Origin of the sequence: Roseibium album (assembly GCF_001404515.1) — a bacterium.
Taxonomy (GTDB): domain Bacteria; phylum Pseudomonadota; class Alphaproteobacteria; order Rhizobiales; family Stappiaceae; genus Roseibium; species Roseibium album.
This window is the reverse complement of record NZ_CXWE01000001.1, coordinates 123,342-135,538: the sequence shown is the minus strand read 5'-3', so window position 1 is coordinate 135,538 and position 12,197 is coordinate 123,342. Positions and strand designations below refer to the sequence as shown.

At 57.6% G+C, this 12,197-nt stretch carries 10 protein-coding genes; 7 read left to right on the top strand and 3 right to left on the bottom strand.

Annotated features, from left to right (window positions below; genetic code table 11):
• The first annotated feature begins 381 nt into the window (after window positions 1-381).
• The 5 genes from hisS (at window position 382) to LA5095_RS00570 (ending at window position 7,614) form a co-directional block, all read left to right on the top strand.
• A complete protein-coding gene (gene hisS, locus LA5095_RS00590) occupies window positions 382-1,848 on the top strand; it encodes a histidine--tRNA ligase (protein WP_055111054.1) in 1,467 nt (488 codons plus the stop codon).
• Between the two features lie 3 nt (window positions 1,849-1,851).
• Window positions 1,852-3,009 carry an ATP phosphoribosyltransferase regulatory subunit gene (locus LA5095_RS00585; protein ID WP_055111052.1) on the top strand — a complete coding sequence of 386 codons (1,158 nt, stop codon included), beginning with the start codon at window positions 1,852-1,854 and terminating at the stop codon, window positions 3,007-3,009.
• A complete protein-coding gene (hisG, locus tag LA5095_RS00580) occupies window positions 3,006-3,974 on the top strand; it encodes an ATP phosphoribosyltransferase (protein WP_055111050.1) in 969 nt (322 codons plus the stop codon). Before LA5095_RS00585 ends, hisG begins: the two co-directional genes overlap by 4 nt.
• A 338-nt stretch (window positions 3,975-4,312) precedes the next feature.
• Window positions 4,313-5,437: a 2Fe-2S iron-sulfur cluster-binding protein gene (locus LA5095_RS00575; protein WP_082442704.1), complete on the top strand. Its 1,125-nt coding sequence runs from the start codon at window positions 4,313-4,315 to the stop codon at window positions 5,435-5,437.
• The gene (locus LA5095_RS00570; RefSeq protein ID WP_055111046.1) at window positions 5,434-7,614 is read left to right on the top strand and encodes a mechanosensitive ion channel family protein; all 2,181 of its coding nucleotides are present in this window, start codon (window positions 5,434-5,436) and stop codon (window positions 7,612-7,614) included. Before LA5095_RS00575 ends, LA5095_RS00570 begins: the two co-directional genes overlap by 4 nt.
• A 175-nt stretch (window positions 7,615-7,789) precedes the next feature.
• Here the strand turns inward: LA5095_RS00570 and LA5095_RS00565 are convergent, their stop codons facing one another.
• The 3 genes from LA5095_RS00565 to LA5095_RS00555 all read right to left on the bottom strand — a co-directional run bounded on the left by LA5095_RS00565 (window position 7,790) and on the right by LA5095_RS00555 (window position 10,148).
• The gene (locus LA5095_RS00565; RefSeq protein ID WP_055111044.1) at window positions 7,790-8,314 is read right to left on the bottom strand and encodes a flavodoxin domain-containing protein; all 525 of its coding nucleotides are present in this window, start codon (window positions 8,312-8,314) and stop codon (window positions 7,790-7,792) included.
• A gap of 263 nt (window positions 8,315-8,577) precedes the next feature.
• Window positions 8,578-9,258, bottom strand: coding sequence for a DNA-3-methyladenine glycosylase I (locus tag LA5095_RS00560; RefSeq protein ID WP_055111042.1), 681 nt, complete (start codon window positions 9,256-9,258; stop codon window positions 8,578-8,580).
• 137 nt (window positions 9,259-9,395) lie between these two features.
• On the bottom strand, window positions 9,396-10,148 hold the full coding sequence (locus LA5095_RS00555; protein WP_082442702.1) for a protein phosphatase CheZ: 753 nt from the start codon (window positions 10,146-10,148) through the stop codon (window positions 9,396-9,398).
• Window positions 10,149-10,347: 199 nt separating this feature from the next.
• Between LA5095_RS00555 and LA5095_RS00550 the strand changes: the two genes are divergently transcribed.
• Both LA5095_RS00550 and LA5095_RS00545 read left to right on the top strand, forming a co-directional pair.
• Window positions 10,348-11,160 carry a DUF2927 domain-containing protein gene (locus tag LA5095_RS00550; RefSeq protein WP_208992507.1) on the top strand — a complete coding sequence of 271 codons (813 nt, stop codon included), beginning with the start codon at window positions 10,348-10,350 and terminating at the stop codon, window positions 11,158-11,160.
• A gap of 248 nt (window positions 11,161-11,408) precedes the next feature.
• Window positions 11,409-12,149 carry a L,D-transpeptidase gene (locus LA5095_RS00545; RefSeq protein ID WP_055111039.1) on the top strand — a complete coding sequence of 247 codons (741 nt, stop codon included), beginning with the start codon at window positions 11,409-11,411 and terminating at the stop codon, window positions 12,147-12,149.
• Window positions 12,150-12,197: the final 48 nt, after the last annotated feature.

Here is a 12,197-nt window from a genome sequence, read left to right as displayed (position 1 = left end):
CCTGTTCGTCTTCTTCATCCCGTCGATCGGGTGAAAGGACGTGCCGCTCGTCTGAAAATTTCGCGGACCATAGCCTTCCATGTGTTAAATACAAGCAAAGACGCGCCATACGCTGGCAAGTACACGTCCTTCATTGCTCGTTTTCATGGACCACGATGCCCGGTCCGCTCCTTTTACCCGTAAGTGTGATGCAAACAAGGCAAACCTGACGGCATTTCGCTGCCGGCAGAATAACCCCCGGGTCCGCTCCTCAGGATCCCGCCTTCGCGAACCTTGCTCTCAACTGCTGTTTCGTCTAGGACAACCGCAATTGTCTTAGCGCCGGTTGCCACAAACATGTGACAGCAATCGGCCAGGAACTCGCCGGGATCTGACGACTTCATGGCCAAAAAACCGAACAAACTGAAGGCCCGCCTGCCGCGGGGCTTTGTCGACCGCTCTGCCGACGACATCCGCGCGACGGATGAGATGATCAGCAAGATCCAGGCGGTCTACGAGCAATACGGCTTCGATCCGGTCGAAACGCCTGCCTTCGAATATACCGATTGCCTCGGCAAATTCCTGCCCGATACCGACCGGCCGAATGCCGGTGTCTTTTCGGTGCAGGACGAAGACGAGCAGTGGATGAGCCTGCGCTACGACCTGACCGCACCCCTCGCCCGTCATGTCTCGGAAAACATCAACGGGATCCAGCTTCCCTATCGCACTTACCGCGCGGGCTGGGTGTTCCGGAACGAAAAGCCGGGCCCGGGCCGCTTCCGCCAGTTCATGCAGTTCGACGCCGATACGGTCGGCGCTCCGGGCGTCCAGGCGGACGCGGAAATGTGCATGATGATGGCCGACACGATGGAAGCCCTCGGCATTCCGCGCGGCCAGTATGTCATCCGGGTCAACAACCGGAAGGTTCTCGATGGCGTTCTGGAGTCCATCGGGCTTGGCGGTGAAGAGAACGATGGGCACCGTCTGACTGTTCTGAGAGCGATAGACAAGCTCGACAAGTTCGGAATTGACGGCGTGCGCCTTCTGCTCGGAGAAGGTCGCAAGGACGAAAGCGGTGATTTCACCAAGGGTGCCGCTCTAGAAGCATCTGCGATCGATACCATCGCGGATTTTGTATCCGGCACCGGCTCCCTGGAAAATGACGGCGTCACCGAACTCAATACGATGGCCGCAATGTTCAACGCCTGCGGCTATGCGGATGACCGTATCAAGATCGACCCTTCCGTCGTGCGTGGGCTGGAGTACTACACCGGTCCTGTCTACGAAGCCGAGCTGCTCTTCGATGTCACCAACGAAAAGGGTGAGGTCGTGCAGTTCGGGTCCGTTGGCGGCGGTGGGCGTTACGACGGGCTGGTCAAGCGCTTCACGGGCCGCGACGTACCGGCAACCGGGTTTTCAATCGGCGTCTCGCGTCTGATGACGGCGCTCAAGAACCTCGGCAAGCTCGGCAGATCCGAGGTTGTCGCTCCTGTTCTGGTGACCGTGATGGACGGCGATGTCGACGCTCTTGGGCGGTACCAGAAAATGGTTCAGGAGTTGCGCGGCGCAGGTATCAGGGCCGAAATGTACCAGGGCAACTGGAAGAAATTCGGCAACCAGCTGAAATATGCCGACCGGCGCAACTGTCCGATTGCCATCATTCAAGGGTCGGATGAGCGGGAAGCCGGTGATCTTCAGATCAAGGATCTGATCGAAGGCAAGCGGTTGTCGGAAGAAATAACCGACAACATCACCTGGCGGGAAAGCCGGCCGGCGCAGATCACGATCAAGGAAGCTGACCTGGTGGAAACCGTGCGCGGCATTCTGGATGGCCAGGCAGACGATCGCAGACGTCAAAACGAGGGCTGAACAATGACGGCGGCTCAGACAACCGGGCTGGACCCGAACAAGATCGAAGCGGTTCTTGCTGCTTTCAGGGATGCGGGACATGAATTCGTTAACCCGCCGATCCTGCAGCCGGCAGACGTCTTTCTCGACCTGACAGGCGAAGACATCCGGCGCCGTCTGTATCTGACGCAGGGGAGCAATGGCACGGATCTCTGCCTGCGCCCCGATTTCACCATTCCGGTCTGCCGGCACCACGTGGCAGCGGACAAACCCAGCCTACCGGCTGCCTACTGCTACAACGGCCCGGTGTTTCGCCAGAGGCCGGACGGGCTGGGTGAAATTCCCCAACTCGGTGCAGAAAGCCTTGGCCGAAAAGACACCGCGGAAGCCGATGCCGATCTGCTGGCCCTGTCCGTGAGTGCACTTCAAACATTCGGAGCAACGGGCACTTCCATTCGCATCGGTGACGAGACGCTGCTCGCGGCTGTCCTGTCCGGGCTGGATCTGCCGGCCGTCTGGAAGAGACGTTTGCGTGATCTGTTCGGTGAAACCGACAAGCTGACCGCCGCGATCGACCGCATGGCGGGAAGTGCTTCGGCGAATGACGACAGCCGGGATGTGCGCCTCGGTTTTCTTTCTGCACTGGAGGGCGCGGACCCGACGGCCGCCCATGCCGTTGTCGAGGACCTTCTGTCAATCGCCGGCATTTCAGCCGTCGGCGGGCGGACACCCAGCGAAATTGCCGACCGGTTCCTGGAACAGGCCGCCCTTGCAAGCGGCGGTCGCGGACATGCGCAGGCGGCAGTCACGCTTCGTGCCTATCTTGCCCTGAAAGCCGATGGCGACAATGCCGTTGCATCCCTGCGTTCGTTCGGTACGGACCACAGTCTCGACCTCGAAGAGCCGATTGCCGCCTTCGAGTGCCGCCTGTCGGCACTTGCAGCCAAAGGCATTGAACCTTCCCGGCTTTCGTTCGCCGCTGATTTCGGCCGCCGACTTGACTATTATTCCGGATTTGTCTTCGAGATACACTCGGCCTCGGACCAGATCGCGGGACCACTGGTTGGCGGCGGGCGCTATGACAGGCTGCTGACCCTTCTCGGGGCCGGCGAAAACGTACCGGCCATCGGCTTTTCCATGTGGCTGGACCGGATCGCCGCCAGTATCGGGGCTGACTCATGAGCAAACTCATCATCGCCATTCCCTCCAAGGGCCGTCTCCAGGAAAACACCCACGCTTTCTTCGGGCGCGCGGGTCTGAAAGTTGATCAGCCCGGCGGCGCGCGCAACTATCGAGGTGCCATCAAGGGGTTGCACAACGTCGAGATCGCCTTTTTGTCGGCCTCTGAAATTGCCCGGGCGCTCTCTGAAGGCTCCGTTCATTTCGGCGTCACCGGACTGGACCTTGTCGAAGAGAATATCAGCGATCCGGCAAACAATGTTCACGTCGTCACACCACTCGGATTCGGGCCGGCCGATGTCGTCGTTGCCGTCCCGAAAGCCTGGATCGATGTGGAATCGATGGCAGATCTGAGCGACGTCGCCTCCGACTTCCGCAGCCGTCATGGTCGCCGCCTGCGTGTTGCGACCAAATACGTGAACCTGACGCGTGCTTTCTTCGCCCGGCACGGAATAGCGGACTACCGCATCGTTGAAAGTGCGGGCGCAACGGAAGGTGCCCCTGCTGCCGGATCTGCGGAGCTCATCGTCGATATCACCACCACCGGATCGACCCTTCACGCCAACAACCTGAAGATCCTTGCCGATGGCGTGATGCTGAAGAGCCAGGCCAATCTTGTTGCCTCTCTCAACGCCGACTGGAGCGTTACTGCACTCGCTGCAGCGAGAGCGATCCTGGACCGGGTGGCAGCTGAAGAAGCTGCGCGCGGCATCAGACTTGTCAAGGCAGTGGTCGATGACAGGACACAGGCGCTGAGATCAGTCAGCAAGGTCGGCGCGATCCAGCGTTTCTCCGAAAGCGATGACGCAAACCGTGTCAATGTGCTGTGCCCGAAGGACGCTGTCGCCGATTGCGCCCAGCTCCTGATCGAGGAAGGTGCAGACACTGTAACCGTCGAGACGCTGGACTACGTGTTTTCCAGAGAAAATCCGCTTTTCACACCTTTGAAAGAAAAGGTTGGCGGATAGCCCCGCCGGTCTCCGTTCCCCGTCAGAAGGTTTCGCCTTGAGCTGAATTTCCAGGTTCGACACCGTCTCGACCGGAGCCAGGGGCAAATCGAGGCACAATCCGGTCTTCCCGGGTCTTCAGTTTCAGCTGCCGGTTTACCGCTGCAGACATCACAACTGCCTCGCAACACTTTGAACGCCGAATACCTGCGCCGCATCCAGCATCCCGATGGAATACACACCGATAATGCATTAACAATCAAAGGGTACGAGGCTGAGGAGCGCGCTCACGGTCTCTCTTAGTTGTTTCGCATCAGGATGCGCCGGACAACGACCACGGGTACGAGGGGCGAAGTGGTATGACACTATTGAATAAACTGCGGATCGCGAGCGGTCTGGTTTTATTCGTGTTTGTGCTTGGACATCTGCTTACACTGGCATTCGGTCTGCGATCGATCGAGGCGATGGAAACGGCCGGTCGGTTCCTGATGGGACCCTGGACCAATCCGGTTGGCGGTCCGATACTTATGTTGTCCTTCCTTCTGCATGGGGCGCTTGGAATCTGGGCGCTCTTCTGGCGCAACAGATTGTTCTTCAACTGGGGTGACAGCATCCAGGCGCTGCTCGGCATTGCGATCGTGCCGCTCCTGCTGCCCCATATCATGGGGACGGTCGTCGGGCCGGCGATGACCGGAGCGACACCAAGTTTCAAATGGGTGCTTGCCGTCTACTGGATGTTCGTCCCGCATCTTGGAATTCAGCAGGTGATCGCCCTCATCGTCATCTGGATTCACGGCTGTTATGGACTGTTCCTCTGGATGCAGGTCCAAAACTGGTGGGGCCGGATCTCAACTGTTTCCTACCCGTTTGTCGTGATCGTTCCTGTTGCCGCCCTGCTTGGCTTCGTAGAGGCGGGCAAGATCCTGCTGGCGAACAGCGGAAATGCCGAATTCATGGCGCCAGTGCGCGAAACGGCAACTTTGTATGGGCAGGTCGGCGATCAGCTTTGGCGAATTCAGGACCAGATATTGTGGGCGTATGCTGCCATTGTCGCAGTCGTTTTCGCGGCGCGTGCGGTGCGGGTGTGGCGCAAGCGGCCGATGGTCACACTGAATTATGTCGACGGCCCGACGATCGTCCGGCCAGCTGGCCTCAGTCTTCTCGAGACCGCCCAGTCCAGGGATACCCCGCACGCCGCGCTGTGTGGAGCACGAGGCCGTTGCGGCTCTTGTGCCGTGCGCATTGTCGAAGGTGCCGGGAACCTGTCGCCGGTCGGCCCTATAGAAGCCGAAACCCTGGCACGGCGGTCTGCCGCTCCGGGGGACCGGCTGGCATGCCAGGCCATGCCTGTTGGTGGTTCCGTGCTTGTCGAGCCTTTGTTCTCGCCGGATATCACACCGATCGAGTACCAGGAATTGCTGCGCGGCGAGGTTCCGGACCCACCGGTTCCCGAGCCTGCCTCGGTGGGTGAGGGCTCGCAATGAACCGGTTTCTGATAGCGCTCGCATGTTTGTTTGCCGTTCAAATGATTTCGCCCGTCTCGGCACAAATGCCCTTGCCCGGATCCGGCTCAACAGAAGTTGAAGATACGGTCGCGGAACCTTCACCCAATGACATCAAGGAACTGGCCCGCCTTCTTGCCGACCCGACCATCGTCAACTGGCTGGAACAACGGGCCGACGCACTCAACGGAGAGGGTACACCGGAGAACCAGTCCTTCAGGGACATTGCGGCACAAGGGCTCGAGGCCGTCCAGGCAAGGGTGCGGCAGGTCGGTGTCGCCCTGACACTGTTGCCACAGGCACCGTCGATCATTTCCAGCACATGGCAACAGGAACTCTCACCGCGGGAACAGTTGAACCTTGTTGTTCTGTTGATCATTTTCGTTTTTGTCGGTGCAGGACTTGAGTGGCTCTACTGGCGCTACGCCGGATTTGTCCGGCGACGTATCGAGCTGCATCAATCAACCACCTATCTTGAAAAAATCCGCTCGGCGCTCACTCGCCTTGCACTGGTGTCGGGCGGTGCCTTCTGTTTTTCCCTGGGCACGATCGGCACGTTCGTCATTTTCGAATGGCCGCAAAACTCCTATGACTTTGTTCTGGAACTGCTGATTTCGCTTGTCATCATGCGGGCCATTGCGGCAATTGCGCTGTTCGCGCTTGCTCCGCGCGTCGAAGCGCTCAGACTGGTGCCACTCTCCCGGCAGGATGCGCGGCTTCTCTATCTCGGGGTCATGGTGACATCCGCCGTCATGCTGTTTGGTGGCAGTCTCGCAGAAACCATAGTGCTTCTGGGACAGAATGAGGCTGCAGGCCTGGCCATTGACATATCGGCCGCGGCCGCAACGACAGTCCTGGTCATCCTGCTGTTGTGGCTGTTATACGCGCGCAGCGAACGTCAGCGCCGTTTCATTCTGATGCCGGTCCTTGGCTCCTTTGTGGTGCTGATGCTCTTCATACTCTGGCTGATTGGTGCCTACAGCCTGGCAGGCACTCTGGCCGTCATTGCCCTGCTTGTGCCGATCGAGCGCATTCTGAGGCGTACGATCGAGCATGCTTTCAAGGCAAACAGGCCCGATCCGGTATCGGACGAGCCGGATGGAGACAGCGACGTGGAAGAGGAGGCGGATCACGGGATCTATCTTCCCGTTGCCATTCGCCTTGGCAGGTTCGTCGTCGTCGTCACGGCTGTTGTGTCAATCGGGCTGTTTTGGGGTGTGCAGCCCTGGAACCTGTCAGCCGTGAATTCGACGCCGGCTCAGATCGTGCGAATCCTGGTTGACGTCATGGTGGCATTTCTGATTGGCGACCTCATCTGGACGGCTACAAAGACGGCAATTGACCGGCGTATGGCGGCGATGCCGAAACTTCAGCCCGGTGTGGCGCCAGGGCCGGAGGCGCGCATGGCGACGCTGCTGCCGCTGATCAAGAAAGTCGTGCTGGTCACGATTCTGGTCATGGTCGCGCTGATCGGGCTTTCATCGATGGGCATCAACATTACTCCGTTGCTGGCCGGCGCGGGCGTGGTCGGACTGGCGATCGGTTTTGGTGCCCAAGCCCTGGTTCGCGATATCGTCTCGGGCGTCTTCTTCCTGATCGACGATGCCTTTCGGGTCGGCGAATATATTGAAATGGGTGATTTGCGCGGCACCGTGGAATCCATGTCCATTCGCTCCCTGCAAGTCCGGCACCACCGGGGTGCAGTGCACACCATCCCGTTCGGCGAACTGAAGTCGCTCACCAATTACAGCCGCGACTGGGTCATGATGAAACTGGAATTCCGGGTGCCTTTCGACACCGATCTCAAACTCGCCAAAAAGATCGTTAAACGCATTGATGCCGAATTGCAGGACAACCCGGAATACGGGAAGAATTTCCTGCAGCCGCTCAAGTTTCAAGGTGTCCGGCGGATGGAGGAATTCAACATGGTCGTCGGCGTAAAATTCATGACCAAACCGGGTGAGCAATGGACCATCAGGCGCGATGCCTATCAACGCATTCGGGATGAATTCGAAAAGGCAGGCATCAATTTCGCACAACGAAACGTCAAGGTTGAAGTCATCGGCGCAGAGGACATGAGCGAGGAAACAAAGGAACAAGCCGCCTCTGCAGCAATGGACGCCATTGAACAACAGGTTGACGGACCAACCGGGTCATAAGGCCGGTCCGCATCTTTGGGACGCCGTGCACAGCCACCGAGAATGCTTTGCAATGTCACGTGATCCTGCGCATTTCCGAAGGAGACGAAGCTGCCGCGTCGGCGTTCACCGTCCTGCCATGCTGTTGCGAAGCAGACCGTGTCCCTGATAGCGAAATGCGCCGATACGATTGCAATCACGCTTTCGCAAAATCCGACACCAGTCGCGACAGGACATCCCAATCTGTGAATTCGCGCGTGTTCTGGAGCTCCTTGTTGACGTGATCCGCAAGATCACCCTCCAACAAGGCCGACTTTTCAAACCAGTCATAGGAACCCGGTTTCACCGCACCGGCGATCAGAGCGATTTCCGTTGGCTTCCAACTTGCGGCCTGAAGAAAGGTGTCGACATATTCCCCGGCCTCTTCCCTGGTGTCCTGAAAGGCCGCCGCCAGGCTTACGGACACGAACAGGCCAGGCAATTCGTTGAGACTGCCCCGGTTGGCAAAGACAAACAATTCGAGATCAGGCTGGTGCCTGGCCGAATGCACGGAGCCGGCAATGATGGTCTTGTCAAAGTCCGGAATGGAAAGCCCGCCGGAGAGATCACTTACATTGTGAAATCGGACCTCATTCCCCTCGCCCGACAAGGTCGCGCCAATGAATTTTGAAATCTTTTCCGTTTGTCCTTCGGTGGTTGCATAGGCAATCAGGTATCTCAAGACAGCACCTATCCGCTTTCGTTCGACATTCCCACGCTAGCGTATGCCGTGTTTTCCGTCGCTCCGTATCTTCACGTGTTTTGCCTGGGTAAATCGCGGCAAATTGTCCGATCACGAGCACTCGCGTCTGGTGCTGGCCGACACTTCAAGGAATTCCGGGGTCGACGGGTGAACCAACGCTTATCAATGCGAATTCCGAACGCAGGACGGGCCGACAAAGACACGGCGCCTGCCGATGAACAGGCCCGAAAGGCACCTCCTCTTTATTTCCTTGTCGGTCTCACAAACGCTTCCCTGGCCTTTTCAACCTGGTCCCGGCAACAACAACCTTCCAGGTGGTCGTTGACCATGCCCATGGACTGCATGAACGCATAGACGGTCGTAGGGCCGACGAAGCTCCAGCCGCGTTTTTTCAGGTCCTTTGAAAGGGCCGTGCTTTCAGCCGTCTTGCCAAGCGTTCTTGCGGTTTCAAAATCGATCCTTGCCGGCCGGTCTTCCGGTTTGGGTTCGAAGGACCAGAAATAGGCCGCAAGCGAGCCAAATTCCGTTTGGAGTTCCAGAGCCCGATTGGCGTTGTTGATCGTTGACTCGATCTTCTTGCGGTGCCGCACGATACCACTGTCTTCCAGACACCTTGCAACATCGCCGTCGTTAAACTTCGCCACTCTTTCAAACTCGAAATTGGCGAATGCCGCCCTGAAGCCTTCCCGTTTCCTGAGGATCGTCAACCAGGACAGGCCGGACTGAAAGCCTTCGAGGCAGACCTTCTCAAAAAGCCGCCGATCGTCATCGACCGGCCAGCCCCACTCCGTATCGTGATACCGCTGGTAGTCCTCAAGACCACCATGCCACCAGCAACGGCCCCTACCGTCCTGCCCTTTCAGGAGACCGGTGACCGGGTCCCGCTCGGGTTTCACGTCTTTTCCGGTTGCCTGTTCGCTCATGCCTCACCCGATATTCACTATTTGTTCTCAATTGGTAGCGGTGATCGAGAAAAGTTACAAGCACAAGTGTCCAACCAAGCTTGAAAAACGAAAAAGCCCGGCGAAATGCCAGGCTTTTCAATCGACTGTATTGGGGGTCAGGCAAACAGGGCGTCGATATCGTCCTGGGACGCAACATCGTTGTCGGTTTCCAGTGCGGGACCGTTGAGCAGCGCCGCGTCGCCTTCCTTGAACTCCCGTTGCTCGAGCTCAATGTCCTTGAAGGTGTCAATTCCGCCCCAGATGTCCATCATCTGCATGATGCGATCCTCGACAAACCGGAGTGTCGAAACGACCTTGGTGATGCGCTGACCTGTAAGATCCTGGAAGTTACAGGCCTCGAAAATCTGAACAACCTTTTCCTGAATGTCGTTTGCGAGCTCAGAGTCCTCTTTGCCGACACGAGCCGAAAGTGTGTTGGCGGTCTCGTCAATAAACTCGGCGGCAGAAAGAATCATTTCCGTCGCCCCTTCTGTCCCGTCGACAACGGCATCAAGCTCGTTGGTGACACGGGTCATTTCCTCACCCTTGGAACCAGTGGTGTGGTGCAGGGTGGCAATTTCCTTTTTGGTCTGAGCGATCGCTTCATACATCGCGTCGATCTCGACCTTCAGTTTAGCGGCCTCCGACAATTCCTTGCGAAATTCGGACATGAATTTCTGGCTCATCGCTTCGGGGTCAAGTGCGTCGCCCTTTTGCGCAGCTCCTTTGCCGATCAATGATCTCAGACTGGAAATTTCCGCCAACACTTCCTGATGCCGTCGTTCTTCGGCAAAGGCCGGATCACTGTCGGCCCCGGTATTCATGCGTATCAAGCTTTCCGCTCGAAAGGATCTCTTCACCGCGGCCATGCCTTCTCCCGTCCCTTGCCCCTGCCGGCGCATACAAATAGCGATTACCCAATTGGTAGCAGCGGAAGTTTAAAGAAATGTTTTTCCCTGAATTGACGAAAATGACAGGGGTGTCCGATGTTTGGCGCGATATTCCTTCTTTTTCCTCTCAAACGGTTTGGTTATCTTTTTCAACGACATTATTTGCGACGATCCGGACATGCCCGCACCGGTTTCGTCGCAGGGAATATTTGAACTGAACATGAATGTGGCCGGTAACTGCGATCTGACTTATATGAAAACCATGCGTTTCCTTCATCTGCCAGCATTGCTGACAAGTTTGTTTCTTACGGCGCTCATGATTTCCGTGTCGGCGCGAGCCGCAAACGATTCATTTTCTACCGAGGAACTGCTGAGAGGTTTCGAGAAGACGGTGTTCGGGCTCGAGTACCGCAGCTGGAGCTGGCGTCCCTACCTGGTCAAGAAGTTCACGCAGCCGGTAACCTTTTACGTACACAATCTGTCACGCCGCGACCGCACGCGCGTGGTCCATCGTTTCGTGCGGGAAATCGACCGGCGGATCGGTGGTCTCGAAACCAGCATTACCAACGATCCAGCCGCTGCGAATTTCGAGGTTTTTGTCGTGGACCGGGCGCAATACGTGTCGGTGGTTCAAAGAGACATTTACAAAAACGACCGTGCAAAAGTCCCAGGCCGGTGCCTGGTGCGCGTGGTTTCCGGTCGCAAGGGCATCAAACGCTCGTCCGCGGTCATTGTTTCAGATGAGGGGGAGTTTCTGTTCAAACGCTGCCTTGTCGAGGAAATCCTTCAGGGGTTAGGCCCCATGAACGATCATCAGGACCTGACACACTCGGTTTTTAACGATGCTTCGCGCCACAGCCGGTTTACTGTGTTCGACCAGATCATTTTGAACATGCTTTACGATCCCCGAATCAGGCCCGGCATGTCGATGAAGCAGACCAAACCCATCCTGCCCCTGGTTGTGCGTGACGCCCGCAGGCGCGTGCGTTAACCAACGAAAGCTGGAAATCGCAAAGATTTCAATCATCGGAAATCGATGTGCGAGCAGGTCGCCACCGTGGCAGGGATCTGTTAATCCTGTTCCTCAAGACTCGGCTAACCATAAGAAAGATTTACGCGAATTCTCACGTCGAGATTCACTATTGCCTGAGCATGCCCGCTTATCATCCTTGCCAGTTCGTTAACCGGCAACTTAAAATTGCCGGAAGACGTGGTTGATGATGAGTTGCGAGTGTTGCCATGTTCTTTTTGAAGAAACGTTCTTCGAACTTACTGTTTCTGGCGGGAGCTACCCTGCTCGGCGCCTTCATTTCGGCGGGTCCGGTGTCTGCCGGCCAGGTTTCGCCTCCCCCACTGGTTCTGAGCCCAAATCTGACAGAACCCTGGATGCTGCAGCTGCAGCCCGGCACGGCGCGCCGCGCAGCAGCTCCCGTACAGAGGCGGCAGGTCCAGCAGCCCAAGGTCCGGCGTGCCAATTGGTGGTCGCGCCGAATGGAACCGGCCCGGCAACAGCCCAAACGGCAGACCCGGCAGATTGCACCTCAATTCCTTCCGACGATCATCGACTATGACGGCCCTTACAAGGCGGGCACGATTGTCATCGATACGAACGCCCGCTTCCTCTATCTGGTCCAGAAGGACGGAACCGCTCGCCGCTATGGTGTCGGCGTCGGCAAACCCGGATTTGAGTGGGCAGGCATGCATCGTATCACGCGCAAGGCCGAGTGGCCGGACTGGCGTCCACCAGCATCGATGCGCAAACGCCGCCCCGACCTGCCTGTCTTCATGGCCGGCGGGCCGGAAAATCCGCTCGGGGCAAGGGCGCTCTATCTGGGGTCCACGCTTTATCGCATTCACGGGTCCAATCAGCCCTGGACCATCGGACACGCAGTCTCGTCCGGCTGCATTCGCATGCGCAATGAAGATGTCATGGACCTCTATCAACGTGTGGGCGTCGGAACCAAGGTACACGTTCTCTAATGCACAACCTCGACAACTGAAAATCACCTGAACGCACGGCAACGCCGT